This window comes from Kribbella sp. NPDC104218, assembly GCF_055584105.1.
This window is the reverse complement of sequence record NZ_JBVJMQ010000002.1, coordinates 1,645,672-1,671,088: the sequence shown is the minus strand read 5'-3', so window position 1 is coordinate 1,671,088 and position 25,417 is coordinate 1,645,672. Positions and strand designations below refer to the sequence as shown.

Here is a 25,417-nt window from a genome sequence, read left to right as displayed (position 1 = left end):
ACGCCCCCCCCACCCCCCCCCCCCCCCCCCCCCCCCCCCCCCCCCCCCCCCCCCCCCCGCCCACCCCCCCCCCCCCCCCCCCCCCCCCCCCCCCCCCCCCGCTCCAGGTAGCCGATCGCCTTGGAGACCGAAGCCGGGCTGACCTGCAGCGCCGCGACCAGCTCGGCCGCGGTGACGCTGCGGCCGTCCGCGGTGTAGAGCCGGGCCAGCACGCGTGCCGCCATCCGGGGGAGACCGCCGTCGACCATGATCGCGGCGAACTGCTCGGCGTACTCATGGCGCTCGTCGGGCACGGCCTCCGGACGCGGACGGCGGCGGCGGGCCCGGGCCGAGGTCGCGTAGTGCGCGTGATCCGGGCGGTAGCCGCGGGCGCCGCCGTTGCGGGCGACCTCCCGGCTGATCGTGGACGTCGGACGCTCGAGCCGGCGGCCGATCTCGGCGTACCCGAGACCGTGGCCGAGGCCGGTCGCGATCGCGCGCCGCTCGGTCTGGGTGAGGCGTCCACCAGGCATCTGCATTCACCTTCAACTCATTGCAACAATAGTGCATTCACCTTCATATGGTTGCACAGATCGGGTCGATTGAGCTTTCCGGTGCTGTGAACGCAACACTACTTTCAGGGCATGGTTCTGATGGTTGACGGTCTGCGGATGCGCTACGGCGACACCGACGTCCTGCACGATGTCTCGTTCCAGGCGCGGGCGGGCGAGGTGGTCGCGCTACTCGGGCCGAACGGCGCCGGCAAGAGCACGACGATCGAGATCCTGGAAGGTTTCCGGCTCCGGTCGGCCGGCCACGTCGAGGTCCTCGGGGTCGATCCGGCCGCGGCCGGCGAACGCTGGCGGGCGCGGATCGGCATCGTCCTGCAGTCGTGGCGCGACCACGGCAACTGGCGAGTGCGCGAACTGCTCGAACACCTCGGCACCTACTACACGCCGTACGGCGCCGATCGGCCCTGGCCGGCCGACGAACTGCTCGCCGCGGTCGGCCTGACCGCGAGCGCCCGCCAGAAGGTCCGCACCCTGTCCGGCGGCCAGCGCCGTCGGCTCGACGTCGCGATCGGCCTGGTCGGCCGTCCGGAGCTCCTCTTCCTCGACGAGCCCACCACCGGCTTCGATCCGGCCGCGCGCCGCGAGTTCCACGACCTGATCAGCAGTCTGGCCGCCGACCACCGAACGACCGTCCTGCTGACCACCCACGACCTCCCCGAAGCCGCGCGCCTGGCCGATCGCATCCTCATCCTCACCGCCGGCCGCATCGTCGCGGCCGGCACCCCCACCGACCTCACCGCCGCCATCACCGCTCCCCACGACGTCCGCTACACCCTCGGCAACCAGCACTTCCACCACCGAACCACCGACTCAACCCCCTTCGTCCACACCCTCTTCACCCAACACGGCCAAGCCCTCCAAAACCTCGAAGTCCACCGCCCAACCCTCGAAGACGCCTACCTGGCCCTGGTGAACGGAGTGCAGTCATGAGGACGGCGGTGCGGGCTGGGGTTCGGCGAGGGTGGATCGAGTTGCGGCAGTCGTTCACCAATGGGTCTGAGTTGGTGGGGCATTTGTTGTGGCCGGGGTTGACGGTTGCGGGGATGTGGTTCTTGCGGGATCGGGAGTTCGGGGGATTGGTGTTGGGGGCGTTCGTGCTGGCGAGTGTGCTGGGGATGAACGCGGCGATGGGGATGGTCGCGGTCAGCCAGCAGTTGACGGCCGATCGGGGCGACGGGACGTTGCTGCGGGCGAAGGCGACGCCGTACGGGATGGTGGGGTACCTGGTCGGGAAGGTGGTCTCGGTGGCGGGATCGGTGCTGGTGGATCTGGTGATCGTGCTGGTGCCGGGGTTGTTCATCGTCGGCGGTTTGAGCGTGACCGCCGCCGGCTGGACGACGCTGGCCTGGGTGCTGGCGCTCGGGCTGGTGGCGACGTTGCCGATCGGGGCGGTACTCGGTTCGGTGTTCACGTCGGCGCCGGCGCAAGGGCTGATCCAGCTGCCGATGCTCGGGTTCATCGCGATCTCCGGCATCTTCTACCCGATCAGCGCGCTGCCGGCCTGGCTGGAGTGGCTGGGCCAGCTCACGCCGATCTACTGGATGGGGCTCGGAATGCGGTCGGCGCTGCTGCCGCCGGAGGCGGTCTCGGTGGAGCTGGGCCAGTCCTGGCGGCACCTCGAGACGGCCGGGGTGCTCGGGCTCTGGGCGGTGGCCGGTCTGCTGCTGGCGCCGGTCGTCCTGCGCCGGATGGCGCGCCGGGAGTCGGGCTCGGTGGTGGCCGCCCGGCGGGAGCGGGCGCTGCGCCGTTCCGTCGGCTGAAACGAGGTGAACATTCCCGCCGGATGGATCGTTAGATGTGAGTGAAGATTGACCCCCAGCCCGGGCCTGGGCTTCATGCGCCGCGGCTAGGCGCGTTAGATTTGATCAAATCTGACGAGCGTCCAGGGAGCGTGAATGAGTTATGCCGGGTCTGACCAGGACGACGTGGTCGTCTCCTGGCGCCGTCATCCCTGGAACGGCGCCCAGCCGGACGCCGCGGAACCGGACAGCTGGAGGTTGCGCGGTGCGGGACGGCAAGTGCTGAGCAAGGTCCTCGGCGCGGTGGGGGTGGTCCTGCTGCTCGCCGGGCTGGTGTTCGCCCTGGGCGGCGTCCAGGTGGACAACATCGACTGCGGTTCGGTGCTGTCACCGAACAAGGGGATCACTCCGATGCAGTGCGACACCCAGCTCGACCAGCGCGGCACGATCGTCGCCGGCCTGGCCGTCGGCGGCGTCGCGATCGCGCTCGCGGGGTTCGCGCTGGGCGCCGCCCGCCAGCGCCGCGCCGAGGTCGGTTCCTGATCAAACCCGCCCACCCGCGAACGGGTCGCACGACCAGGACCTAGTCTGGACGGCGTGAAGAAGTCCGCCGTGGTGACGATGGCCGACGTCGCCCGGACGGCGGGGGTGTCGACGATGACCGTGTCCAACGTCGTCAACGGCCGGCCGCGGGTCGGCGCGGCGACGCGGGAGCGGGTGCTGGCGGCGATCAGTGAGCTCGGCTACCAGGTCAACCTGGCCGCGCGGCACCTGCGCGCGGGCCGGACCGGCGTCGTCGGGCTCGCGGTGCCCGAGCTCGAGCGCCCGTACTTCGCGCAGCTCGCCGGCCGGCTGGCGGACCGGTTCGAGGCGCACGGCCTGCGGATCGTGATGGAGCGGACGGGCGCCAGCCGCGAAGGTGAACTGGACGCCGTGGCATTCTCCCGGCTGCGGATGTACGACGGCCTGATCCTCAGCGTGGTCGACCTCGACCCCGGCGAGCTGACCGGGATCGGCACCGACGCCCCGGTCGTGATGATCGGCGAGCGCGCGCTGCCGTCGCGCTTCGACCACGTGATGATGGACAACGTTGACGGCGCCCGCCAGGCGGTCGCACACCTGCTGGCCGGCGGCAACCGCCGGATCGCGATGCTCGGCGGCGACCCGGGCGGCGTGGCGACCATGCCCGCCCTGCGGGCCCAGGGTTACGCGCTCGCGCACCACGCGGCCGGCGTCCCGATCGATCCCGCGCTGAACGTCCAGTGCCGCTTCGGTCTCCAGGACGGGTACGACGCCGTCCGGTCGTTGCTCGATCGCGGTATCGCCTTCGGTGCGGTGTTCGCGCTGACCGACGTCGTAGCGATCGGCGCCCTGCGCGCGCTGGCCGACGCGGGGCTGCGCGTCCCGGCCGATGTCGAGCTGATCGGCTTCGACGATCTGGACGAGGCGGCCTACCTGGTGCCGTCGTTGTCGACGATCAATCCCGGCCACGACCAGATGGCCGCGGCGATCGCCCGGCTGTTGCTCGCGCGGCTGGCCGGTGAGCCGCCGGCCGTGCCGCAGGAGCTGATCGTGCCGGCGGCGCTCGTGCTGCGCGGCACCACCCGCTCAAACGACTGAATCAGAAAAAGTCGGACTCCATCCGTTGACGAAACAGTTCGTCTGGGGGTTACCTATGCCTCAACTGTTAGGTAACCTTCCTAACAATTTTCTCCGCTGCGCCCCACGGAGGTTGTATGAGCAAGCGTATGCGCCGGTGGTCAGCCCTGTTGCCGATGGCCCTGGTGGCCGCGGTCGGCGGCACGGCGGCCGTCGCCAGCACCCAGGCCGATTCCCTCTTGTCCCAGGGAAAACCCGCGCTGGCCTCGAGCGTCGAGGACGGCACCTTCACTGCTGACAAGGCGTTCGACGGCGATTCGTCGACGCGCTGGGCCAGCGCCGAAGGCGTCGATCCGCAATGGCTGCGGGTCGATCTCGGCCAGCAAGCCGCAATTCACCGCGTCAAACTCACCTGGGAGGCCGCCTACGGCAAGGATTACCGGATCGAGGTGTCCAATGACGGCACCACGTTCAGTACTGTCAAGAGCCTTACCAATCAGAACGGCAAGACCGACGACATCACCGGGCTGAACGGCACCGGCCGCTACGTCCGGATCGTCGGCACCAAGCGCGGGACGACGTACGGCTACTCGCTGTTCGAGGCCGAGGTGTACGGCGAGGGCAGCTCGTCGGGTGACACTCAGGCGCCGACGGTCCCGACCGGTCTGAAGAGCACCGCGGTCACGGCCAGCACGGTCGCCCTGAGCTGGACGGCGTCCACCGACAACGTCGGCGTCACCGGGTACGACGTCCTCCGCAACGGCACCCAGGTCGGGACGACGGACAGCCCGTCGTACACCGACACCGGGCTGACCGGGGACACGACGTACAGCTACACCGTGCGTGCCCGCGATCTGGCCGGCAACGTCTCGGCGGCCAGTACGGCGCTCAGCGTCAAGACCAGCCCGGGCAGCGGCGGTGGGAGCTTCGTGCTCGCGGCCGCGGGTGACATCGCCCGGCAGTGCACGGCGTCCGACTCCAGCTGCATCCACCCGAAGACGGCCAAGCTGATCGAGACCATCAAGCCGGTCAACATCATCACGATGGGCGACAACCAGTACGACGACGCCCATCTGTCCGACTTCCAGAACTACTTCGACAAGACCTGGGGCAAGTACAAGAGCATCATGAAGCCCAGCGCGGGGAACCACGAGTCCTACGACTCGCCCGCGTTCAGCGGGTACGAGAAGTACTTCGGCGCGATCGCGAAACCGAACGGCAAGCGCTACTACAGCTGGGAGAAGGGCAACTGGCACTTCGTCGCCCTCGACTCCAACGACTTCGCCACCTCGGAGAAGCTCGCGGAGCCGGCCCAGATGACGTGGCTGAAGGCCGACCTGGCGGCGAACACCAAGCCGTGTGTCGTCACGTACTACCACCACCCGCGCTGGAGCACGGGTGAGCGCGGCGACAACCCGGACGGCGTCGACCTGTGGAAGGTGATGACCGACAACAAGGTCGACCTGGTGCTGACCGGTCACGACCACCACTACGAGCGGTTCTACCCGGTCAACAACTCCGGCAGTGTCGACGAGGCCAAGGGCACCGTCCAGATCATCGGCGGGATGGCCGGCGCCAGCCCGTACAAGCTCGGCCCGGCCAAGTCCCGGACGGCCAAGCGGATGGTCTCGTACGGCGTCCTGAAGCTGACCATGACCGAGAACTCCTGGACCTCGCAGCTGATCGGCCTCAACAACGAGGTCCTCGACAGCAGCCCGACCTACACCTGCAAGGCGAAGGGCTGAGGTCATGTACCTCGCCGGAACCCGGGCCGCGGACCAAGCCGCGGCCCGGGCGACCCCCGAATCCACCGACCAGCCGCCGTCCCGGCGGTCGAAGCTGCTGTCCCGCGTCCCCGGGACCGTCCTCGTGCTGGGGATCGTCAGCCTGGTCACCGACATCTCGGCCGAGATGGTGACGGCGATCCTGCCGCTCTACCTGGTCTTCGGCCTCGGCCTGAACCCGCTGCAGTTCGGCCTCCTCGACGGCCTGTACGCCGGCGCGACCGCCGTCCTGCGGCTCGTCGGCGGACATCTCGCCGACCGCTGGCAGCGCCTGAAGGCGATCGCCGGGTTCGGCTACGGCTTGTCCGCGGTCGCCAAACTCGGCTTCCTCGCGGCCGGCTCGTCGGTCCCCGCGATCGGCGCCGTGCTGGCTGTCGACCGGGCCGGCAAGGGGATCCGCACCGCGCCCCGGGACGCGATGATCTCGTTGTCGACGCCGCCGGCCGAGCAGGGTCGCGCGTTCGGCGTCCATCGCACGCTGGACACGATCGGCGCCTTCCTCGGCCCGCTGGTCGCGGCCGCGATCCTGTTCCTTGCTCTGAACAACTACAACGCGGTCTTCGTGACCAGCTTCGCGCTGGCCACCTGCGCGGTACTGATCCTGCTGGCACTGGCGCCCAATCATCAACGGGCGAAGCAGACCAGTAACCGGCCGTCGATCCGCGAGTCGCTCAATCTGTTGCGGGAGGCAAGTTTCCGACGCTGCTGTGTCTGGGCGGCAGCGCTGGGGCTGTTCACGATCACCGACTCGTTCGTCTACCTGGCTCTGCAGCGGCGCTGGGATCTCGACACCCACTTCTTCCCGTTGCTGCCGATCGGCACCGCGGGCACGTTCATCCTGTTGGCGATCCCGCTCGGCAAGCTCGGCGACCGGATCGGCCGCTGGAAGGTGTTCATCGCCGGCCACCTGGCGCTGGTCGCCGCGCTGGTGCTGATCTTCGGCCCGGTCGGCACGTGGTGGCTGGTGCTGGCGTTGCACGGCGCGTTCTACGCCGCGACGGACGGCGTCCTGCCGGCCGCGGCCGGGCCGATGCTGCCCGAACATCTCCGCGCGACCGGCCTCGCCGTCCTGCAGACCGGTCAGGCGCTCGCCCGGATGGCCTCGGCCGTCACGGTCGGCCTGCTCTGGACGGTCTGGGACGTCAAACCCGCGCTGCTCGCCATCACCGCGGCGTTGCTGGTGGTCACGCTGGCCGCCGCGATCCGCCGACCCTTGGAGGCCATCCGATGAGACGACTGATCAGCCTGGCGGTCGGGATCGCCGTCCTGCTCGGCGGCGCCGTCGCGTACGTCGTCTCCGCGCGGAACACCGGCGCCGCGACGAACGCCGTCCCGGTGGTCAAGGATGCGGCCTTGCACCTCGACCGGACTGCGCTGTTCTTCCGCAATCTGGCCGCCGGGCCCGATCAGGGCAAGCTGGCCGCGGTCCCGGCCGCCGACCCCGGGACCGCGCGGCGGGTGGGGGAGTTGTCCTGCGATCGGTTCGCCGCAGCACGGGGTACGGCGATCTGTCTGCGACTCCAGCCCGCGGCCCTGCCGCCGCTGACCGACATCCTCGTCCTGGATCGGAACCTGGCCGTCGTCCACGAGGAGACCCTGCCCGGGACGCCGAGCCGCGCGCGCGTCGCGCCCAACGGCCGGATCGTGAACTGGACCCTGTTCGTCAGCGGCGACTCGTACGCGGCGTCCGGCTTCTCCACCCGGACGGGGATGTACAACCTGGACACCGACCAGCTCACCAAGACGGTCGAGCAGCTGCCGATCTTCATCGACGGCAAGCGCTACTTCGCCTCCGACGTGAACTTCTGGGGGATCACTTTCGATGCCGCCGGCAAGCGGTTCTACGTGACGATGGCGAGTAAGGGCAAGACCTACCTGATCGACGTCGACTTCGCCGCCTACCAGGGCGAGGCGATCGCCCAGAACGTCGAGTGTCCGTCGCTGTCGCCGGACGGCCGCCGGATCGCCTACAAACAGAAGATCGGCGACGGCAAATGGCGGCTCGCCGTCATGGAGCTGGCCACCCGCAAGATCACCCACCCGGCCGACGACCGCCAACTCGACGACCAGCCGGTCTGGAAGGACGACAACACCCTCATCTACCCGATCCGCACCGACGACGGGAAGACCGACATCTGGTCCACCAGCCTCACCAAACCACCCACCCTGCTGATCAGCGACGCCACCAGCCCGTCCCTGGGCGGCCTGCAGTAGCTCCGATCATAACAGCACTTATATAAGTGCTGTTATGATTCCGGGATGGATGATCCGACCGAACAGAGTCAGTGGCGGGCGCTGCACGAGTTGCTGGCGCGGATGGACGGCGATATCGCGCGGATCTATACCGAGCGTGACGTCGAGGGGGTCAAGCCGACGTGGGTGATGGAGCTGTTGCGGCTGCATCTGCGCGGGCCGATGACGATCACGGAGCTGGCTGAGTCGGTCGGGCGGACGCACTCGGCGCTCAGTCAGAAGGTGGCCGCGATGCGTCAGGCCGGGCTGGTCCGGACGGCGCCGGGGGCGGACGCGCGGAACAAGCTGGTCAGCTTGACGCCGAAGGCGCGCGGGCTGGTCGAGTTGCTGGCGGCCGAGTGGCGGGCGACCGAGGCGGCGATCGCCGAGCTCGAGGCCGAGCTGCCGTACCCGATGAGCCGGGTGGTCCGCGATATCGAGGCCGCGCTCGCGCGGACGAGCTTCCACGATCGGATCGCCGCCAAGCTGGCCTCGTCGTGAAGCGGTTCCTGATCGATCTCGAGCCGTTGCGGGTCTCGCCCGCGTTCCGCCGGCTGTGGATCGGCCAGGTGGTGTCGATGTTCGGCGCGCAGCTGGCCTTCGTCGCGGTGCTGGTCCAGATCTGGGATCAGACGAACAGCACGATCTGGACGGGCGCCGTCGGGCTCGCGAAGGCGTTGCCGCTGATCGTGCTCGGCCTGTTCGCCGGGGCCGCGGTCGATCGGTTCGAGCGTCGCCGGCTCTACCTGATCGCCACGATCGGGTCCCTTCTCGCGGCCGTCGCCCTGGCCGCCCAGCTGGTGACCGGTGCGATGCCGGCCGGTGCGTTGCTCGGCGTCATCGCGGTCCAGTCGGCGTTCGGCGCGGTGTCCGGGCCGGTCGCCCGCAGCGTCCTGCCGCAGTTGCTGCCGCGTGAGCTCCTGGCCGGCGGGATCGCGCTGAACCGGATCGCGTTCCAGGGCGCGACGCTGGTCGGCCCGGCGGTCGGCGGCGTGATCGTCGGCGCCTGGGGTCCGGGGACGGCGTACCTGATCGACTGCCTGACGTTCATCGGCGTCTTGTACGGCGTTCTCGGTCTCCCGCGGCTCGCGGTCGAGGGCGAGGTCCGGCCGGGGCTGCGCGGAATCGCGGACGGGCTCGCGTTCGTGGCATCGACGCCGGTGATCCGCGGCGCGCTCATCACCGATCTCGCGGTCACCGTGCTGTCGATGCCGATCAGCCTGTTCCCGGCGATCAACGCCGAACGGTTCGGGAACGACCCGCGGACGCTCGGGCTGTTCCTGACGGCGATCGCGGTCGGGGGAGTGATTGCGTCGGTGCTGTCCGGATCGTTCACGCGCTTGCCGCGACCGGGCGTGGTGATGCTCGTCGGAGCCGGCAGCTGGGGAGTCGCGCTCGGGCTGTTCGCGTTCGCCCCGAACCCGTGGGTGGCGTTGGCCTTCCTCGCGGCGGCTGGCGCCGCGGACACGGTCTCGGTCGTTGCCCGCAGCACTATTGTGCAGCTGCACACTCCGAACGAGCTGCTCGGTCGCGTGGCCGCCGCTGAGCAGATCGTCGGTAGCGCGGGGCCCAATCTGGGCAACGTCCGTGGCGGCGTCACCGCGCAGTTCACCTCGCCGATGACGGCGCTCGTGTCCGGCGCGGTCCTGTGCGTCGCCGCGGTCGTCGCGGTCGCGGTGACCACACCCGGGCTGCGGAAGAACGTCGTACCGGCTGACGTCCCCTAGGGGTCGAGATCACCCCCTGGGTGGATCCCTGCTGACAGCGATGCCGGGCAGGGTACGGCCCATGACGACCATCGGACGCCGTACCTTGCTCACCGTCGTCGCCGGCTCTGTGGCGGCGACGACCCTGCCCGCCGCAGCCGCCAATCCACCCACCAAGCTGGTCCTTCCCGCGCCGACCGGACCGTACGCGATCGGCACCCGCGCGGTGCAGCTCGTGGACAAATCCCGCGCCGACGCGTGGCGCCCCGAGCGCCGCCGCGAGCTGATGATCAGCGTCTGGTACCCGGCCCGCCCCGGTCCTGGACGCCGGGTTCCGTACGCGCCGTCCCTGGTCGCGAAGCCGCTCGCCGACGAGCTGGGCACCTACCTCGGCCTCGCGCCTGGCCGCGTCGATTACGCCGGGACGCCGACGCACGCACGGGCCGACGCGCACCCGATCGGGCGCCATCCGGTGCTGCTCTACTCACCTGGTTTCCGCACGTCACGCCTGCTGGGGACGGCGCAGGTCGAGGACCTGGTGAGTCGTGGGTACGTCGTCGTCACCATCGACCACACCGGCGAGGCAGCGGTCGAGTTCCCCGGCGGCCGCGTCGTCCCGGAGCTTCTGCCGACCGAAGAGATCAGGCCGGTCCTCGACGTCCGGCTCGCCGATATCCGGTTCGTGCTGAACAACCTCGGCCGGCTGCCGTTCGCGGGCTCGATGGACCTGCGCCGGATCGGCATGTTCGGCTACTCCCTCGGCGGCTTCGCCGCGGCCGAGACCATGCGCACCGACCGCCGGGTCGCCGTCGGGGTCAACCTGGACGGCGCCCTGCAGTACGGCTTCCCGGTCGGCGAGCTGAGCGAGGTCGCCAAGCGCGGTCTGGATCGGCCGTTCCTGCTGTTCGGCGCCGCCGAGCACTCACGGCTGCCGATCGCCGGCGACCAGAACGACCCGTCCTGGACCAGTTTCTGGGCCAACCAGCGCGGCTGGAAACTCAACCTGCGCATCCCGGAAGGCGCCCACGGCTCCTTCGCCGACTATCAGGTCTTCGCCCCGCGGCTGGCCAAGATCCACAACCTGGAGCCGAAGCCGGTCACCGATCTGGTCGGTCTGGTCGACCCGGCCCAGAGCGTCGCGGCGCAACGGGCCTACCTGGCGGCGTCCTTCGACCAGTTCCTCAAACACCGCCCGCAACCGCTGCTCCGCAAGGAGTCACCGCGCTTCCCGGTCAAGTTCGTCTAGCCGCAGCTCGACGAACGGAACTGAGTCGCCGGGGAGCAGGTAGCGCTCGACCTCGACGAAACCGTGGGCCAGCGCGAACTTCAGCCCGTCGGCGTTGGTGGCCAGGATATGGGTCTCGACCGGCCCGTGGGTTTGCTGCAGGCAGTGCTGGTACAGCTCCTCGCCGAAGCCGCGGCGCCGGTACTCCGGCAGCACCCGCGCGATCACCGTCGCGGCCGGTGTCTCCTCGGACGGCGGCCGCACCGTCGAGCAGCCGACCAGCACGCCGTCGTCGTACGCAACCTCGAGGACGTTCCGCTCGGCGCGCTCCCGCACCTCGTCCAGCGTGAGCGCCGCCGGCGGAACGATCACGTTGTGCACCTGCTGCCAGTCGAGCAGGGTCGCCTCGTCGTGGACCCGAATGATCTGCATCCGTCCAGCCAACATCCTGTCCGGGTCAACCGGTACCGTCTGGAGGGTGCGAATTCTCTTTGTGGGGAACAGCTTCACGGCGCGGAACAACCTGCCCGGGATGTTGAAGGGGCTGGCCGCGGCGCGGGGGATCGACGTGTCGTCGACCCTGATCCAGGCGGGCGGCGCCTCGCTCCGGCAGCATCTGAACGCCGGAAAGGCGCCGGCGGCGATCGTGACCGGCGAGTACGACGTCGTCGTCCTGCAGGAGCAGAGCACGCTGCCGATCAAGAGTCCGGAGCGGTTTCGGGAGAGCGCGCGGGAGTTCGACGCGGCGATCCAGGCAGCTGGAGCGCGGACGGCGCTCTACCTGACCTGGGCCCGGCGGAACGCACCGGAAACGCAGGCCGCGCTGACCTCGGCGTACGCCGGGAGCGCGGTCGAGCTGGGCGCGACGCTGATCCCGGTCGGCCCGGTGTGGGAGCGGTTCCTGCAGGAGCAGGAGACGCCAGTGCTGCACGACAAGGACAACAGCCACCCGGCGCCCGCCGGCAGCTACCTGGCCGCGTGCGTGTTCCTGATCGCCTTGCTGACCGAGGACCCGGTGGGCATCGACGTACCGGTGAAGGGCCTCGACGCGGACACCGCGGCCCTCCTCCAACAATCCGCCTGGGACATCTGCGAGCGGTTGGCGACCGCCGAGTAGCTCGGCTACGGCGCTCGCTGGCCCAGTACTACCTGGTTGCCGTCCGGGTCCTGCACGCGCGCGATCCGCTCACCCCACGGCTGGTCGGCGGGCTCCTCAACCACCTTGGCGCCCACCTCACGAACCCGGCCGACCGCCGCGTCGCAGTCGTCGACATACACCCAGAGTGCGATCGGCGGCGTCTCCGCCACCGAGGTGGCCGGGCCGGCCGCCAGGCCCAAGGACGCCGTCCCGAACCGCAACGCCACGTACGCCGCCGCGCCCTCCTGCGGAATCCGGTAGTACTCCGCCCCGCCCAACCCGTCCGCGTAGAACGCCAGCAGCCGCGGCAGATCGCCGGTCGTCACGATCGGAAAGATGTCGTCAGCCTTCATCGGTGCCCTCCAAGTAGTTGCTCTCGGGAACCTGACGAACGGGCCGCCGCCGGATCGACAGGTGTCCGGGGAATGAGATTGCGGGTAGTAAGTCGATTGGATTAGTACTCTTTGGGTCACGTGCTGTGATCCGAGAAGAGGAAAGCCATGACTGAGACCGCGCCCAGCTGGTCGTTCGAGACCAGGCAGATCCATGCCGGGCAGACGTCGGACCTGACGACGAAGGCTCGCGCGTTGCCGATTTACCAGACGACGTCGTACACGTTCGACAGCACCGATCACGCGGCGAGTCTGTTCGGGCTGAAGGAGTTCGGGAACATCTACACCCGGATCCAGAACCCGACGCAGGACGCGGTCGAGCAGCGGATCGCGAGTCTGGAGGGCGGGACGGCGGCGTTGCTGGTGGCTTCCGGTCAGGCGGCGGAGACCATCGCACTGCTGAACATCGCCGAGGCGGGCGACCACGTGGTGAGCAGCCCGAGCCTGTACGGCGGGACGTACAACCTGTTCCACTACACGTTCCCGAAGCTCGGGATCGAGGTGTCGTTCGTCGAGGACCCGAACGACCTGGAGTCCTGGAAGGCCGCGATCCGGCCGAACACCAAGGTGTTCTTCGCCGAGACGATCGCGAACCCGAAGAGCGAGATCCTGGACATCGAGGGCGTCGCGGGGGTCGCGCACGAGTACGGCGTCCCGCTGGTGGTCGACAACACGGTCGCGACGCCGTACCTGATCCGCCCGATCGAGCACGGCGCGGACGTCGTCGTCCACTCGGCGACCAAGTACCTCGGCGGCCACGGGACGGCGATCGCCGGCGTGATCGTCGACTCCGGGAAGTTCGACTACGCGGCCAACCCGGAGCGCTTCCCGGGTTACAACAACCCCGACCCGAGCTACCACGGTCTGACTTACGCCCGGGATCTCGGCGTCGGCTCCGACCTCGGCAACCTGGCCTTCATCCTCAAGGCCCGGGTGCAGTGGCTGCGCGACATCGGGCCGGCGGTCTCGCCGTTCAACGCGTTCCTGATCGCGCAGGGCCTGGAGACGCTGTCGCTGCGGATCGAGCGGCACGTCGACAACGCGCTGCAGGTGGCCAAGTGGCTGGAGGCGCGTGACGAGGTGGACAGCGTCGCCTACGCGAGCCTGGAGTCCTCGCCCTGGCACGCGCTGGCGCAGAAGTACGCCCCGCGCGGCGCCGGCGCCGTGGTCGCGTTCGAGATCAAGGGCGGGGTGGACGCCGGGAAGCGGTTCGTCGACGCGCTGCAGCTGCACAGCCACGTGGCCAACATCGGCGACGTCCGCTCGCTCGTCATCCACCCGGCGTCCACGACGCACAGCCAGCTGTCCGCCGAGGACCAGCTCGCCTCCGGCGTGACGCCCGGCCTGGTCCGGCTCGCGGTCGGGATCGAGCACGTCGAGGACATCCTGGCCGACCTCGAGGTCGGTTTCGCCGCGGCGAAGTCGGCCTGATGACCGGTCCCGGGCGACGGTACGCCGACGTCGGCGAGCTGCTGCTGGACGGCGGAACGACGTTGCCCGGGGCAAGGATCGCGTACGAGACCTGGGGCCGTCCCCGGGCGGACAACGCGGTCCTGATCTGCCACGCGCTGACCGGCGACGCGCACGTGGTCGGGCCGGCCGGGCCCGGACAGCCGACACCGGGGTGGTGGGACGGCTTGATCGGGCCCGGCCGGTACCTCGATCCACAGGACTGGTACGTCGTCGCCGCGAATGTGCTCGGCGGCTGCCAGGGAACGACCGGCCCGGCCGGTCCGGCGCCGGACGGGCGGCCGTGGGGGAGCCGGTTCCCGGCGATCACGATCCGCGACCAGGTGACCGCCGAGGCCGCGCTGGCCGATGCCCTCGGCATCGATCGGTGGGCCGCGGTGATCGGCGGCTCGATGGGCGGGATGCGCGCGATCGAGTGGCCGCTGATGTTCCCGGACCGGGTCGGGACGGCGATCGTCCTCGCCTCGACCGGTTACGCCTCGGCCGACCAGATCGCGTGGTGCGCGCCGCAGCTCGCCGCGATCACCAGCGACCCCGATTGGCAGGGCGGCGACTACTACGGCACCGGCCGGTCCCCGATCGCCGGGCTCGGGATCGCCCGCCGGATCGCGCATGTCACGTACCGATCGGAGTATGAGCTGGCGGCCCGCTTCGGCCGCGCGCCGCAAACCGGCGAGGACCCGGCGAGCGGCGGCCGATACGCCGTCGAGTCCTACCTCGACCACCATGCGAGCAAGCTGGTCGGCCGCTTCGACCCAGGCTCGTACGTCGTCCTGACCCGAGCGATGAACAGTCATGACATCACCCGCGGTCGCGGCGAGCTCGCCGACGTCCTCGCTGGGTTGAAGGCTCGTCTGGTCGTCGCCGCGGTCGACTCCGACCGGCTCTACCCGCCGTCGTTGTCGGCCGAGCTGGTCGCCGCCTATCCGGAGGCGGACGGCGTCCACACGATCGCCTCGCCGTACGGGCACGACGGCTTCCTGATCGAGCTCGACCAGGTCGGCGCGCTGGTCGCGCGCACCCTCGCGAAGGTCGCGCATACGGCTGGGCACTGAGAGGGGGAGTGGAGGTGGCGTGGTGGAGCAGCGGTACGACTGGATCTGGCGGACGGCGGTCGCTGTACTGGCCGTAATCGGAGTCCTGGCCGGGCTGGTGCTGGTCAGCCCGACTGCGCTCCTCGCGGCGTTCTTGCTCGGCGCGGTGATGTCCGCCGCGATCTCCATCAGTCTGGGGCTCTCCTGGGGCCGAACGAACCGGGAGTCCGCCCTGGCGGCACCGCGATGGGCCGCGCTGGGCGGCGCCACCGTCGTCGCAGTCATCGGGTACGGCGCTGCCGCGGGGACTCAAGTGATGTTGTTGCTGCTCCTGGTCGCGGGGACGGCGCCGCCGGTTCTCACCGCGCTGGGCTGGCGCTCACCACCCAGCCGCGTGCAACCCACCGAGCCCGCCCCCGTCGTCGACACCTCGGGGCCGACCTTCGACGCCATCGTCAGCGGTGAGCCCGGCTTCCGCCTCGACGTCGACCTCACGCTCCTCACCGACGCCGAGCTCTGCCTGGCTTGGCGCCGCAGCTTCGCCGAGCTCGGCAGATCCGCCGCAAAGGACCGCTGGACCGCGACGGTCGACGTCCGCCGGGCCTTCCTCGACGAACTCGAACGTCGGCACCCGGAGGACTTCGCCAGTTGGCTCGCCTCCGGGCCGCGCGCAGCCGGTGACCCCGGCAGATTCTTCAACCATCACTCCGACCACTGACGCAGCTCCACCCCCATCAGTTCCACCGCGTGCCGGCCGGCTGACAGCACACCGGGGAAGTTGAGGAACGCGTGCATGGTGTCGGCGTACTCCACCAAGCGCGCTGGTACGCCGTCCCGGTTGAGCGCTTCGGCGTACTGGCGGGCGTCGTCGCGCAGCGGATCGCGACCGGCGGCGAGGATGAGCGCCGGGGGCAGGCCTTCGAACGACTCGGCGCGCAGCGGGACCGCAGCGGCGGGCAGGTCGGCGCCCTTCGGGAAGTACTGCGCGGCTGACCAGCGGCCGGGGGCGATGCTGAGGAACGTGCCGTCGAAGAGCCGGTACGACTCGGTGTCCTGGTCGAGGTCGAGACTTGGGTAACAGAGGAGTTGCCGCTCCGGTATCGGCAGTCCGTTGTCGCGGGCAACTAAACAGGCCCCGGCCGCGAGACTCGCGCCGGCGCTCTGGCCGCCGATCGCGATCGGGCCGTCGGTGAGGCTCGCCCGGATCCAGGCGAGGGTGTCGACGACGTCGTCCAGGCCTGCTGGGTAAGGATTTTCGGGGGCGAGGCGATAGTTGAGTGAGACAACGGTGACGTTGCCGAGGGCAGCTAATCTGGAGGTCGCGTACTCGATGTCGCGGAAGTGTCCGCCGATGAAGCCGCCGCCGTGCAGCCAGAGCAATACGTGCCCCTGCGGGTCGGCCGGATGATAGATCCGCGCCTCGAGCGTGCGGTCGGGGAGGTCGATGCGCAGGTCTTTCGGGTTGGTGCGCGGGTCGCAGGTTCCGGCCAGCTCCGGGTCGGGCAGCTCGTCGCGATCGACGAGTAAGGCTTCGTAGGGGTCTGCTTCCGGACCGTTCGGCTGGTCGGCGAACCGCTGGAGCAGGGCGTTGGTCTCGGCGGCGAAGGCTGGTTCGTCGACGATCACGAGGCGGGTACCAGATGCTTGGCCACGTGGCCGAAGGCCTTGTCGTTGGGCGGTGTCGTCACGTACTCCGCCAGCGCGCCGATCCCACCGTCGAAGCCGCCGCCCGTCGCCGGATCGGCCCACGCCGCGTCGTCGTACACCTCGATCTCCGCGACGAACGCCGCGGTGACGCTCTCGAGCCGTTGCAGCAGCAACTCGGACGGGATGTGCCGCGCCGCCTCGACGCCGCCGACGTTGAGCGCGCGGCCGAGCTCGGGGGTCTCCCACGCCGTGCCAAGGCTCCAATGCGACCGCCCGGCGCGCGCGTCCCGGAGCACGGCCAAGTTGATCTCGTCCCACATCAGGACATGACCGACAAGATCATGCAGCGACTCGCAAAAGTGCCCCAACGGCCCGTCGGCCACGCTGTACGGCGCCCGCAACTCAGCCTCGCTCAACCCGGCAACGGCGTCCTCAAGCAGCCGGTGATCGGCGCGAACCAACTCGATCGCCTGCCCCGGTGAAGTCTTCGGTATGCGCATGCACCCGACCCAACCACCAGCCCCGTCCCGGACCCCGCGGATTGAGCGATTCCCTCAATCCGCGAGCCCGAGCTCGGCCAGCGTCTCCGCGACCGGGCGCCCGGGCGGCGCGGCGGCGATCAGGCCGCGGATGCAGCCGGTCATCACCATCCGGAAGTAGGCCTCGCCGGAGATCGGCGGCAACTCCGCGTGCGCGGCCGCGAGCGTCGGATCGGCGCCGATCAGCGCGTACACCTTCGCCAGCTCGTCGCCCTCGTGGAAGGGTCGATGACGCTCCTCGGCCGCGGTCAGGTTGATCGCGAGCGACGCGACCGTGCCGGTCATCATCACCGCGCCGGCCGCGCCGTAGCCCCGGCGTACGAGCGCTTCGATCGCCTCCCGCTGAAGGCGCATGCCGGACGCGCCGCGGGGGAACAGCCCCTGCATGTACGCCGCCAGGCCGGGGTGGTCGAGGACGAAGGCGCGGATCTGCGCGGCGGTGGCGAGCAGATGCGCCTCGACGCCGTCCGCCGGATCGTCGCGGATGTGCAACTCGGCGAGGACGGCCTCGCCGACGACCGCCTCGAGCCCGGCCTTGCCGTCGACATGGCGGTAGAGCGCGGTCGCGCTGACGCCGAGCGCGCCGGCGACGCCGTTCACGGTCAGCTGCGCCAGGCCGATCCGCAGGCCTTCGCGCTCGATGTCCGCGAGCCCGATCTGAGCCTGCCGGCCGCCGGTCTTCCGGCGCGGCGTCGGTGCTGTCACGACCCTCCTGACCTCTAAGTTATGGTACTAACTTAGATCTTGTCCTGTCCGTACTCCCCAAGGAGACCATGGTGAGCGAGCACCGCCCCACTCGGAGAACCCTGCTGAAGGCCGCCGGCGGCCTGACGGTCGCGACCGGCCTCGGCGCCGGGACCATTCTGGCCACCTCCGCCGCCGCCAGCGCGGCGGGCGACGGCTTCGGCCTGCGCATCGTCGACCGCAACGAAGGCGATCCGCGGATGTGGTACTACCGCTTCCAGACCGGCGAGATCGGCTGGAACCCGGGCGTCAACGTCCTGCTCCCGGACGGCTACCACGGCAGCGGCCGTCGCTATCCCGTCCTCTACCTGCTGCACGGGGGTCTGCAGGACTTCATCACCTTCGACGCCGCCGGCGTCCGCGCCTGGACCGCGGGGAAGCCGATCATCGTCGTGATGCCGGACGGCGGGCGCGCGGGCTGGTACTCCAACCCCGTCACCACCAACGCCGGCCCGCGGAACTGGGAGAGCTTCCACCTGAACCAGCTCATCCCCTGGATCGACGCGAACTTCCGCACGTACGCCGAGTTCGCCGGCCGCGCCGTCTCCGGCTTCTCGATGGGCGGTTTCGGCGCCCTCAAGTACGCCGCCAAGTACTACGGCCACTTCGCCTCGGTCAGCTCGCACTCCGGCCCCGCCAGCGTCCGCCGCGACGGCGGCCTCGTCGTCCACTGGGCCAACGCCTCCTCCGCCGCCGTCGACCTCAACGGCGGCACCGTCTACGGCGTCCCCTGGGACGAAGCCCGCGTCACCGCCGACAACCCCCTCCAGAATCTCGAACGCTACCGAGGCAAACGCATCTACCTGGTCGCCGGCACCTCCCCCGGCCCCGACCCCTTCAACTACGCCAACGAAACCCAGGTCCTGGCCGGCCACCGCGAGTTCCGCGCCGCCCTAACCGCCGCCAACATCCCCCACACCGCCCACGAAGACCCCGGCGGCCACGAAATCCGCCCCCACCGCTTCATCGAAGACCTCAACGGCATCATCGCCCACCTCCGCAAACCCTGACCCCCAACCCCCACCCCCGGACCACGCCTCCGATGGCTGCTGTTCTTCTCGTCCTGACGTGGACTACTTGCCGGTGAAGGAGGAGATGGCTATGCCGAGGACGGCGGCGTTGTAGAAGAAGGCGAGGATGGAGTGCCAGAGGACGGCGTGGCGGAGGGGGCGGGTGGTGATGGTGGCATCGGAGGTGGCGAAGGCGGTGCCGATGGTGAAGGAGAAGTAGGTGAAGTCGAGGAGGTTGGGGGTTTGGGTGGGGCCGGGGAAGGTGAGGCCGATGTCGTGGGTGAAGTAGAGGTTGGCTTAGTGCGTGGCGTAGCCGGTGTGGAGGGTTAGCCAGGCGAGGAGGACGGCGAGGGCGGCGAGGATGCGCAGGGTGGGGAGGTGGGGGTAGGTGGTGTCGACGTCGGCGGCCAGGACGTCGACGGTGACGACGAGTAGACCGCTCGAGAGGCCGGCTGCGCTCGCGACGAGCAGGGCGCCGTACCGGAGTCGCATCGAGCGCGCGGGGAGTAGCCAACGGCTCTCGGCGCTGCGGGCTCGGTGGATGACGGAGAACTGACGGATGAGGAAGGCGAGCGCCAGTCCGTCCCAGACGAGCAGGGTGACGACCGTCGCCCACACCGGCACGGGGATGACCCACAGGATCAGAACCAGCGCTACCCCAGCCAGCGCGAGCAGTACTCGCATCGCCCCTTCGACCCGTGCTCCCACGCTCGGATAGTAGCCATCGGCAACCATCCCGTCCCGCCGCAGCGCCGTACCGCCGGATTCGGTCAGTCGGCGGCGAGGCGGGTTAGTAGGTCGTGGAGGGTGGTTTGCTCGGTGGGGGTGAGGCGGTCGAGGAGGGTGACCATGGCGTCGCGGCGGTTGCGGCGGATGGTGGCGAGGAGGGTCGCGCCGGCGGGGGTCAGTGCGACGAGGGTGGCGCGGCGGTCGTGCGGGTCGGGGGTGCGGGCGACGAGACCGGCGGCTTCGAGGTCGTCGACGAGGGACGTCGCCGAGCGGGGCACGATGTCGAGCAGGGTCGCGAGCTCGCTCAGGCGGACCGGACGGTCGGCGTGGTCGAGTGTGCGCAGGGCGCGGACGCGGCCGTGGGTGACGCCGGCGCCGAGGTCGGTCCTGGCGGCGCGGCGCTGGCGGCGGACGAGGACGTCGAGCAGGGCGGCGATCTGTTCCGCGGTGCCGTCGGGAGCGTTCACGGGGTGAGCCTAGTCGTCGGGATCTTGTGAGGCACTCTCATTGTGAGGTAGCCTCAGTATATCCCTACCGAAAGGCCTCGATGTCACAGATCTCCAGCCTGCCCGGCGGGGGAGCCGGCGGCGGGCGCGCGATGCGCTCGCTGCTCAAGGACTCCGCCGTCCGGCATCACAAACTGTCCACCGGGACGCTGCGCCGGATCGCCGGCTTCGCCGTCCCCTACCGCGGCTACCTGGCCGTCTTCCTGTTCCTCGTCACGCTGGACGCCGCCGCCGGCGCGGCCACCCCGCTGCTCTACCGCGCGATCATCGACCGCGGCATCGTGGCGAAGAACACCGGGCTCGTCATCTGGCTCGCGCTCGTCGTCGCCCTGCTGGCGATCGTCAGCGGCGCGATCACGCTGATCCAGCGCTGGTTCTCCGCGCGGATCGGCGAAGGGCTCGTCTACGACCTGCGGACGAAGGTCTTCGACCACGTCCAGGAGCTACCGGTCGCGTTCTTCAGCCGGACCCAGACCGGCGCGCTGATCCAGCGGCTGAACGGCGACGTCCTCGGCGCCCAGCAGGCCTTCACCTCCACCTTGTCGAACGTGGTCAGTAACCTGCTGAGCGTCGTCCTGGTGCTCGCCGCGATGTTCGTGATGTCGTGGCAGATCACGCTGCTCGCCCTCGTCCTGCTCCCGCTCTTCGTCCTGCCCGCGCGGCTGATCGCGGGCCGCCTGCGGGCGGCGACCGCGGAGACCTACCGGCTGAACGCGGTGATGGCCCAGACGATGACCGAGCGCTTCAACGTCGCGGGCGCCGTCCTGGCCAAGGTGTTCGGCCGGTCGACGCAGTCGTCCCGCGAGTTCGCCGAGAAGGCCGCGCAGGTGCGCGACATCGGCGTAACGACGTCCATGTACGCCGGGGTCTTCCGCGTCTCGCTGACGCTGGTCGCGGCGCTCGCCGTCGCGCTCGTGTACGGCGTGGGCGGGGTGTTCGCCGTCCAGGGTGCGCTCGGGATCGGGACGGTCGTTGCCCTGACCGCCTATCTGGCCCGCCTCTACGGCCCGCTGACCGCGCTGTCCAACGTGCAGGTCGACATCATGACGACGCTGGTCAGCTTCGAGCGCGTCCTCGAAGTCCTCGACCTCGAGCCGATGGTCGCCGACCGCCCGGACGCCGTCCACCTCCCGGCCGACGCCGAACCGTCGATCGAGTTCGACGCCGTCCACTTCCACTACCCGTCGGCGTCCGAGGTCTCGCTCGCCTCGCTGGAGTCGGTCGCGACCCTGTCCACCGAGACCGGCGCCGAGGTCCTGAACGACGTCAGCTTCACGGTCGAGCCCGGGCAAATGGTCGCCGTCGTCGGCCCCTCCGGCGCCGGCAAGACCACCCTCGCCGCACTCGTCTCCCGGATGTACGACGTCACCGGCGGCGCGATCCTGGTCGGCGGCCGCGACGTCCGCGAGGTCACCCAGAGCTCACTGCGCGACGTCATCGGCGTCGTCACCCAGGACTCGCACATGTACCACGACACCATCCGCCAGAACCTCCTCTTCGCCCGCCCCGAAGCCAACGAACCCGAACTCCGCGCAGCCCTCGAAGCCGCCCAGATCGCGGCTCTGGTCGACTCGCTCCCGGACGGCCTGGACACCGTCGTAGGCGACCGCGGCTACCGCCTCTCCGGCGGCGAACGCCAGCGCCTGGCCATCGCCAGACTGCTCCTCAAGTCCCCCTCCGTCGTCATCCTCGACGAAGCCACCGCCCACCTCGACTCCGAGTCCGAAGCCGCCGTCCAAGCCGCCCTCGCCAACGCCCTCACCGGCCGCACCTCCCTAGTCATCGCCCACCGCCTCTCCACCATCCGCAACGCCGACCAAATCCTCGTCCTCGACGCCGGCCACATCCGCGAACGCGGCACCCACGACCAGCTCCTAGCCGCCGGCGGCCTGTACGCCGACCTCCACAAAACCCAGTTCGCCCCCCAACCCGCCGTCTGACCACCGCAGCCGACCCCACGCCCCGACGTCCCACTCCTCCGTCGCCGTCCACCCGCAGTCGATCCCAAGCCCCGACGTGCCATTCCTCCGTCGCCGTGCACGCGCAGTCAATCCCACGCCCCGACTACGCCCAGCTCCTCCGTCGCCGTGCTCGCGTGGCTCCCGCCCGCCCTGGAAGCGGTGCGTGCTGCCGCGCGCTCCTTCCGCGCTACCGCGCGAACCGGCGCTGCCGCGCGAACCGGCGCTGCCGCGCGAACCGGCGCTGCCGCGCGAGGCGAGCGCTTCCGGGCGAGATGCGTCGTCGTGTGAACCGGGTGCTGTCGCGCGAGGTGCGATGTCGTGCGAACCGGCGATGTCGTGCGAACGGGCGCTGCCGCGCGAGGGCGTGCGCTACTGCACGCGAACCGGCGCTGCCGCGCGAGATGCGTTCTTGTGTGAACCGGACGCTGCCGCGCGCTAGGCGTTGGGCGAGCTGTGGTTGTGGGCGGCGACTGGTGCTGGGTGGAGGGTGTGAGAGTCACTCCCGCCGTGGGTTCCGCGCACTGTCACGGGAGGCTCGTGGTGCTTCTGCGGGGGATGTGCTGGTTGGGAAGCGACGCTAACGACAGGAGGTGGTTGTTGCTGGTGGGCGCTTCTGCGCTGACTTTCCGCTGCCGTGACGTCGTGCGGGTGAGGTACCTCCTGTCGTTGGTGTCGGCGGCGTAGGGTCGGTCGGGTCAGCTGGGGGCGACGAGGAGATGCGCATGCGTTTGGTTGGGCGAGTTTTGCTGGTGGTGGCCGCTGTGCTCGCATCCAGTCAGGTGGTGACGCCGGCTTACGCGAGTACACCTGCCGTAACGACGAGCCGGGTCGGGTTCGCTCACCTGACTGAGCTTGTCGTACGGCGGATTGACGTTGGTGATGAAGTGGCGGCGTCGAAGTACTTCAGTGGGCGGCCGGTCGACGATCCGGTGCGTGAGCAGCAGATCTTGACGGCGGTGCGGGCGGAGGCGGTCGAGCTCGGGATCGATCCGGGGGAGACCGCCGCCTTCTTCCGGGCGCAGATCGAGGCGAGCAAGGTGGTTCAGCGGGGTTTGCTGGCCCGCTGGGCGGCCCACCCGGAGGAGGCGCCGACGACCGGTCCTGATCTTGAGGCTGTGCGCCAGGAGCTTGATCGGCTGACGGTGGGTCTGCTTGCCGAGTTGGTTGTTGTCGACCACCTTCGGGACAGCCGGCCGCGTTGTCAGGTGGAGTTGCTGATGGCAACCATACCGGCAGCTCAGCGGCTGGATCGGCTGCACCGGAGGGCTTTGGCGGTGGGGGCCGGGACGGTCTGCTGACCTAGAGGCGGCGGGGTGGGTGGTAGGTGGGGGGTTGGGTGGTGCGCCAGTCGTCGGTGGGGTCTAGGGAGGCGCGGACGATGCGGCCGGCGAAGGCGGGGAGTTCGGCGTCGGTGAGGCGGTCGTCGGTGATGACGAGGTCGAGTTCGGAGGCTTCGGCGATGAAGCCGACGCAGCGGGCGCCGAAGGCTTGGGAGCGGGCCAGGCCGACGCGGCGGTCGCCGGCGGAGAGGAGGGCGCGGGCGGTGGAGACGTGCCAGGTGTGGGAGGTGGTGATCCCGGCGAAGGGGTGGATGCCGTCGACCTCGAGGAAGACCCAGTCGGCCTGCTGGGCGGCGAGGAAGTCGGCGGTGGCGGCGCCGGAGACGACGGTGGAGCCGGGGGCGTCGCGGAGTTCGCCGCCGGCGATGACGACGCGGATGTTGGGCTGGCGGCTGAGGCGTTCGGCCGACTGCAGGTCGGTGGTGACGACGGTGAGGTCCTCGACGTCGAAGAGGGTGCTGACCAGGCGGTCGATGCAGACGCCGGCGCCCAGCGCGATCCGGTCGCCGTTGCGGACCATCCGGCGGGCGGCGTGCGCGATGGCGTCGACGCCGGTGTCGGGGGTGGCGGCCAGGGCGACGGCGGGGACGTCGGCGGTGCGACGGCGGACGCCGCCGTGCAGGCGTTCGACCAGGTCGTCGCGGACCAGGCCCTGCAGGTCGCGGCGGATGGTGGAGACGTCGACGTCCAGGCGGTGGGCGAGGTCCTTGACCTCGACGTACTCGCGGCCCTCGACCTCCCGAAGGATCGCCCGCTGCCGCGCGTTCAGCCGCAACCGCATCCGTCGCCTCCCTGTGGTCCGCGCCCGGGAGGGGAATCGTTTACCTCCGGGTAGTGCCCGACTGTAAAGCATCGGTCACCACGCCGTAAGGTCGCAACTGCCCGAAATCGGACCGTCACTCAACCATTGACATAGACCGGAACCAGCCGCCAGAGTGAGCGCACTGCACGAATTCGTGCAGGGAGTCGTGCAGGAACGTGCGACATCAAACGCTGGTTTGCCGACCGCGCCAGGAGGAGTTTCGCATGCTGAGGACGTCACGGGTAGTGTCCGGCGCCCTACTGATCGCGATCCTCGCCGGCTGCGGGACGGTCGACCAGGGCACGACGGCGCCGCCCGCCGGACCCCCCTCCTCCTCTTCCAGTGCGGGCGGCGCCTACATCAACGTCGTGAAGCTGACCGGGATCGCCTGGTTCGACCGGATGAACTCCGGCGTCAAGGAGTTCGCGACCACGGCGAACGTCAAGGCGACCCAGACCGGCCCGTCGACCAACAGCCCCGAGCAGCAGGTCAGCCTGATCCAGGGCCTGATCGCGCAGAAGCCCGCGGCGCTGGCGATCGTCCCGTCGGACCCGAGCTCGGTGATCCCGGTGATCAAACAGGCCCGGTCCGCGGGGATCAAGGTGGTCACCCACGAGGCGCCGGCGCTGACCGACGTGGACGCCGATATCGAGGCGTTCGACAACGCGAAGTACGGCCAGAAGATCATGACCGACCTGGCCGCGTGTATGAAGGACGGCGGTGAGTACGTGCAGTTCGTCGGCACGCTGACCGCCGCGACGCACATGGCCTGGACGACGGCGGCGTACGAGCTGCAGCAGCAGAAGTACCCGGGGATGAAGCGGGTCAGTGCGCCCGTCGAGTCGAACAACAACGGCGACCAGGCGTACCGCAAGGCCAAGGAGCTGCTTCAGGCGCATCCGAAGCTGGCCGGTTTCCAGGGCGCCTCGTCCGAGGACGTGCCGGGGATCGCCCGCGCGATCAAGGAGGCCGGCCTGCAGAACGACACCTGCGTGTTCGGGACGGGCGTCCCGTCGCAGACCAAGTCGTTCGTCGACGACGGGTCGATCGACGCCATCTACCTGTGGGACCCGCAGCTGGCCGGCGAGGCGATGCTGAGCGCCGCCAAGCTGATTGTCGAGGGCAAGCAACTCGCCGCCGGGACCGACCTCGGCGTCAAGGGCTATGAGAAGCTCACGGTCTCTCCGCAGAACCCCAAGGTCTTCCTCGGCGACGCGATGCTCGTGCTGACCAAGGCCGAGATCGGCAACTACGACTTCTGAACGGGCC

General features: G+C 69.9%; 26 protein-coding genes and 2 pseudogenes. 18 read left to right on the top strand and 10 right to left on the bottom strand.

Annotated features, from left to right (window positions below):
• Window positions 1–98 precede the first annotated feature (98 nt).
• A pseudogene (locus tag ACZ6ZD_RS23665) lies at window positions 99–512 on the bottom strand (helix-turn-helix domain-containing protein); the annotation flags it as partial.
• Window positions 513–623: 111 nt separating this feature from the next.
• Here ACZ6ZD_RS23665 and ACZ6ZD_RS23660 point away from each other — a divergent pair.
• From ACZ6ZD_RS23660 to ACZ6ZD_RS23615, 10 genes are all read left to right on the top strand, one after another.
• Entirely contained in the window at window positions 624–1,481 is an 858-nt protein-coding gene (locus ACZ6ZD_RS23660) for an ABC transporter ATP-binding protein (RefSeq protein WP_465675531.1), read from the top strand.
• Window positions 1,478–2,311 (top strand): ABC transporter permease, encoded by an 834-nt coding sequence (locus ACZ6ZD_RS23655; RefSeq protein ID WP_465675529.1) that lies wholly within the window; start codon window positions 1,478–1,480, stop codon window positions 2,309–2,311. Before ACZ6ZD_RS23660 ends, ACZ6ZD_RS23655 begins: the two co-directional genes overlap by 4 nt.
• A 135-nt stretch (window positions 2,312–2,446) precedes the next feature.
• Window positions 2,447–2,833 (top strand): hypothetical protein, encoded by a 387-nt coding sequence (locus tag ACZ6ZD_RS23650; protein WP_465675527.1) that lies wholly within the window; start codon window positions 2,447–2,449, stop codon window positions 2,831–2,833.
• Between the two features lie 54 nt (window positions 2,834–2,887).
• Window positions 2,888–3,910 carry a LacI family DNA-binding transcriptional regulator gene (locus tag ACZ6ZD_RS23645; protein ID WP_465675525.1) on the top strand — a complete coding sequence of 341 codons (1,023 nt, stop codon included), beginning with the start codon at window positions 2,888–2,890 and terminating at the stop codon, window positions 3,908–3,910.
• 116 nt (window positions 3,911–4,026) lie between these two features.
• Entirely contained in the window at window positions 4,027–5,634 is a 1,608-nt protein-coding gene (locus tag ACZ6ZD_RS23640; RefSeq protein WP_465675523.1) for a discoidin domain-containing protein, read from the top strand.
• Between the two features lie 4 nt (window positions 5,635–5,638).
• On the top strand, window positions 5,639–6,904 hold the full coding sequence (locus tag ACZ6ZD_RS23635) for an MFS transporter (protein WP_465675521.1): 1,266 nt from the start codon (window positions 5,639–5,641) through the stop codon (window positions 6,902–6,904).
• Window positions 6,901–7,887: a TolB family protein gene (locus tag ACZ6ZD_RS23630; protein ID WP_465675519.1), complete on the top strand. Its 987-nt coding sequence runs from the start codon at window positions 6,901–6,903 to the stop codon at window positions 7,885–7,887. Before ACZ6ZD_RS23635 ends, ACZ6ZD_RS23630 begins: the two co-directional genes overlap by 4 nt.
• A gap of 45 nt (window positions 7,888–7,932) precedes the next feature.
• Window positions 7,933–8,406, top strand: a complete 474-nt coding sequence (locus ACZ6ZD_RS23625; RefSeq protein WP_465675517.1) for a MarR family winged helix-turn-helix transcriptional regulator — start codon at window positions 7,933–7,935, stop codon at window positions 8,404–8,406.
• Window positions 8,403–9,632 carry an MFS transporter gene (locus ACZ6ZD_RS23620; RefSeq protein ID WP_465675515.1) on the top strand — a complete coding sequence of 410 codons (1,230 nt, stop codon included), beginning with the start codon at window positions 8,403–8,405 and terminating at the stop codon, window positions 9,630–9,632. The genes ACZ6ZD_RS23625 and ACZ6ZD_RS23620 overlap by 4 nt, the downstream gene beginning before the upstream one ends.
• 61 nt (window positions 9,633–9,693) lie before the next feature.
• A complete protein-coding gene (locus ACZ6ZD_RS23615; protein WP_465675513.1) occupies window positions 9,694–10,857 on the top strand; it encodes an alpha/beta hydrolase family protein in 1,164 nt (387 codons plus the stop codon).
• Here the strand turns inward: ACZ6ZD_RS23615 and ACZ6ZD_RS23610 are convergent.
• Window positions 10,828–11,268: a GNAT family N-acetyltransferase gene (locus ACZ6ZD_RS23610; RefSeq protein ID WP_465675511.1), complete on the bottom strand. Its 441-nt coding sequence runs from the start codon at window positions 11,266–11,268 to the stop codon at window positions 10,828–10,830. The two genes, ACZ6ZD_RS23615 and ACZ6ZD_RS23610, sit on opposite strands and share 30 nt — an antisense overlap.
• A 46-nt stretch (window positions 11,269–11,314) precedes the next feature.
• Between ACZ6ZD_RS23610 and ACZ6ZD_RS23605 the strand changes: the two genes are divergently transcribed.
• Complete coding sequence (locus tag ACZ6ZD_RS23605; protein ID WP_465675509.1) at window positions 11,315–11,953, top strand: SGNH/GDSL hydrolase family protein; 639 nt, start codon at window positions 11,315–11,317, stop codon at window positions 11,951–11,953.
• Between the two features lie 5 nt (window positions 11,954–11,958).
• On the opposite strand, the gene ACZ6ZD_RS23600 is transcribed toward ACZ6ZD_RS23605, so the two are convergent.
• Window positions 11,959–12,327 carry a VOC family protein gene (locus ACZ6ZD_RS23600; RefSeq protein ID WP_465675507.1) on the bottom strand — a complete coding sequence of 123 codons (369 nt, stop codon included), beginning with the start codon at window positions 12,325–12,327 and terminating at the stop codon, window positions 11,959–11,961.
• A 147-nt stretch (window positions 12,328–12,474) separates the two neighbouring features.
• On the opposite strand from ACZ6ZD_RS23600, the gene ACZ6ZD_RS23595 reads away from it, so the two are divergent.
• The 3 genes from ACZ6ZD_RS23595 to ACZ6ZD_RS23585 are packed head-to-tail and all read left to right on the top strand — an operon-like array spanning window position 12,475 to window position 15,588.
• Window positions 12,475–13,797 carry a bifunctional o-acetylhomoserine/o-acetylserine sulfhydrylase gene (locus tag ACZ6ZD_RS23595; RefSeq protein WP_465675505.1) on the top strand — a complete coding sequence of 441 codons (1,323 nt, stop codon included), beginning with the start codon at window positions 12,475–12,477 and terminating at the stop codon, window positions 13,795–13,797.
• Complete coding sequence (metX, locus tag ACZ6ZD_RS23590) at window positions 13,797–14,891, top strand: homoserine O-acetyltransferase MetX (RefSeq protein WP_465675503.1); 1,095 nt, start codon at window positions 13,797–13,799, stop codon at window positions 14,889–14,891. The genes ACZ6ZD_RS23595 and metX overlap by 1 nt, the downstream gene beginning before the upstream one ends.
• A gap of 19 nt (window positions 14,892–14,910) precedes the next feature.
• The gene (locus ACZ6ZD_RS23585) at window positions 14,911–15,588 is read left to right on the top strand and encodes a hypothetical protein (RefSeq protein WP_465675501.1); all 678 of its coding nucleotides are present in this window, start codon (window positions 14,911–14,913) and stop codon (window positions 15,586–15,588) included.
• On the opposite strand, the gene ACZ6ZD_RS23580 is transcribed toward ACZ6ZD_RS23585, so the two are convergent.
• The 3 genes from ACZ6ZD_RS23580 to ACZ6ZD_RS23570 are packed head-to-tail and all read right to left on the bottom strand — an operon-like array spanning window position 15,573 to window position 17,761.
• The gene (locus ACZ6ZD_RS23580; RefSeq protein WP_465675498.1) at window positions 15,573–16,496 is read right to left on the bottom strand and encodes an alpha/beta hydrolase fold domain-containing protein; all 924 of its coding nucleotides are present in this window, start codon (window positions 16,494–16,496) and stop codon (window positions 15,573–15,575) included. The genes ACZ6ZD_RS23585 and ACZ6ZD_RS23580 overlap by 16 nt on opposite strands.
• Entirely contained in the window at window positions 16,493–17,017 is a 525-nt protein-coding gene (locus tag ACZ6ZD_RS23575) for a DinB family protein (RefSeq protein WP_465675496.1), read from the bottom strand. Before ACZ6ZD_RS23575 ends, ACZ6ZD_RS23580 begins: the two co-directional genes overlap by 4 nt.
• Window positions 17,018–17,071: 54 nt before the next feature.
• A complete protein-coding gene (locus tag ACZ6ZD_RS23570) occupies window positions 17,072–17,761 on the bottom strand; it encodes a hypothetical protein (RefSeq protein ID WP_465675494.1) in 690 nt (229 codons plus the stop codon).
• A 71-nt stretch (window positions 17,762–17,832) separates the two neighbouring features.
• On the opposite strand from ACZ6ZD_RS23570, the gene ACZ6ZD_RS23565 reads away from it, so the two are divergent.
• Window positions 17,833–18,810 carry an alpha/beta hydrolase gene (locus ACZ6ZD_RS23565; RefSeq protein ID WP_465675492.1) on the top strand — a complete coding sequence of 326 codons (978 nt, stop codon included), beginning with the start codon at window positions 17,833–17,835 and terminating at the stop codon, window positions 18,808–18,810.
• A 63-nt stretch (window positions 18,811–18,873) separates the two neighbouring features.
• Here the strand turns inward: ACZ6ZD_RS23565 and ACZ6ZD_RS23560 are convergent.
• The 3 genes and pseudogenes from ACZ6ZD_RS23560 to ACZ6ZD_RS23550 all read right to left on the bottom strand — a co-directional run.
• Window positions 18,874–19,095 (bottom strand): annotated as a pseudogene (locus ACZ6ZD_RS23560) (DUF1345 domain-containing protein); the annotation flags it as partial.
• Window positions 19,096–19,107: 12 nt separating this feature from the next.
• Window positions 19,108–19,518, bottom strand: coding sequence for a hypothetical protein (locus ACZ6ZD_RS23555; protein WP_465675490.1), 411 nt, complete (start codon window positions 19,516–19,518; stop codon window positions 19,108–19,110).
• Between the two features lie 62 nt (window positions 19,519–19,580).
• A complete protein-coding gene (locus tag ACZ6ZD_RS23550) occupies window positions 19,581–20,006 on the bottom strand; it encodes a MarR family winged helix-turn-helix transcriptional regulator (protein ID WP_465675488.1) in 426 nt (141 codons plus the stop codon).
• Between the two features lie 80 nt (window positions 20,007–20,086).
• Between ACZ6ZD_RS23550 and ACZ6ZD_RS23545 the strand changes: the two genes are divergently transcribed.
• Both ACZ6ZD_RS23545 and aroQ read left to right on the top strand, forming a co-directional pair.
• Window positions 20,087–21,985, top strand: coding sequence for an ABC transporter ATP-binding protein (locus ACZ6ZD_RS23545; protein ID WP_465675486.1), 1,899 nt, complete (start codon window positions 20,087–20,089; stop codon window positions 21,983–21,985).
• 737 nt (window positions 21,986–22,722) lie between these two features.
• Complete coding sequence (aroQ, locus tag ACZ6ZD_RS23540; protein ID WP_465675484.1) at window positions 22,723–23,304, top strand: gamma subclass chorismate mutase AroQ; 582 nt, start codon at window positions 22,723–22,725, stop codon at window positions 23,302–23,304.
• Between the two features lies 1 nt (window position 23,305).
• On the opposite strand, the gene ACZ6ZD_RS23535 is transcribed toward aroQ, so the two are convergent.
• On the bottom strand, window positions 23,306–24,127 hold the full coding sequence (locus tag ACZ6ZD_RS23535; protein WP_465675483.1) for a DeoR/GlpR family DNA-binding transcription regulator: 822 nt from the start codon (window positions 24,125–24,127) through the stop codon (window positions 23,306–23,308).
• Between the two features lie 245 nt (window positions 24,128–24,372).
• Here ACZ6ZD_RS23535 and ACZ6ZD_RS23530 point away from each other — a divergent pair, with 245 nt between their 5' ends.
• Window positions 24,373–25,410, top strand: a complete 1,038-nt coding sequence (locus ACZ6ZD_RS23530; RefSeq protein WP_465675481.1) for a substrate-binding domain-containing protein — start codon at window positions 24,373–24,375, stop codon at window positions 25,408–25,410.
• Window positions 25,411–25,417: the final 7 nt, after the last annotated feature.

Coding starts and splice junctions, on each gene's coding strand:
- ACZ6ZD_RS23635 (WP_465675521.1), top strand. CDS start 5,639: ATGTACCTCGCCGGAACCCGGGCCGCGGACCAAGCCGCGGCCCGGGCG.
- aroQ (WP_465675484.1), top strand. CDS start 22,723: ATGCGCATGCGTTTGGTTGGGCGAGTTTTGCTGGTGGTGGCCGCTGTG.
- ACZ6ZD_RS23615 (WP_465675513.1), top strand. CDS start 9,694: ATGACGACCATCGGACGCCGTACCTTGCTCACCGTCGTCGCCGGCTCT.
- ACZ6ZD_RS23535 (WP_465675483.1), bottom strand. CDS start 24,127: ATGCGGTTGCGGCTGAACGCGCGGCAGCGGGCGATCCTTCGGGAGGTC.
- ACZ6ZD_RS23595 (WP_465675505.1), top strand. CDS start 12,475: ATGACTGAGACCGCGCCCAGCTGGTCGTTCGAGACCAGGCAGATCCAT.
- ACZ6ZD_RS23575 (WP_465675496.1), bottom strand. CDS start 17,017: ATGCGCATACCGAAGACTTCACCGGGGCAGGCGATCGAGTTGGTTCGC.
- ACZ6ZD_RS23545 (WP_465675486.1), top strand. CDS start 20,087: ATGTCACAGATCTCCAGCCTGCCCGGCGGGGGAGCCGGCGGCGGGCGC.
- ACZ6ZD_RS23625 (WP_465675517.1), top strand. CDS start 7,933: ATGGATGATCCGACCGAACAGAGTCAGTGGCGGGCGCTGCACGAGTTG.
- ACZ6ZD_RS23650 (WP_465675527.1), top strand. CDS start 2,447: ATGAGTTATGCCGGGTCTGACCAGGACGACGTGGTCGTCTCCTGGCGC.
- ACZ6ZD_RS23610 (WP_465675511.1), bottom strand. CDS start 11,268: ATGCAGATCATTCGGGTCCACGACGAGGCGACCCTGCTCGACTGGCAG.
- metX (WP_465675503.1), top strand. CDS start 13,797: ATGACCGGTCCCGGGCGACGGTACGCCGACGTCGGCGAGCTGCTGCTG.
- ACZ6ZD_RS23640 (WP_465675523.1), top strand. CDS start 4,027: ATGAGCAAGCGTATGCGCCGGTGGTCAGCCCTGTTGCCGATGGCCCTG.
- ACZ6ZD_RS23630 (WP_465675519.1), top strand. CDS start 6,901: ATGAGACGACTGATCAGCCTGGCGGTCGGGATCGCCGTCCTGCTCGGC.
- ACZ6ZD_RS23660 (WP_465675531.1), top strand. CDS start 624: ATGGTTCTGATGGTTGACGGTCTGCGGATGCGCTACGGCGACACCGAC.
- ACZ6ZD_RS23655 (WP_465675529.1), top strand. CDS start 1,478: ATGAGGACGGCGGTGCGGGCTGGGGTTCGGCGAGGGTGGATCGAGTTG.
- ACZ6ZD_RS23600 (WP_465675507.1), bottom strand. CDS start 12,327: ATGAAGGCTGACGACATCTTTCCGATCGTGACGACCGGCGATCTGCCG.
- ACZ6ZD_RS23530 (WP_465675481.1), top strand. CDS start 24,373: ATGCTGAGGACGTCACGGGTAGTGTCCGGCGCCCTACTGATCGCGATC.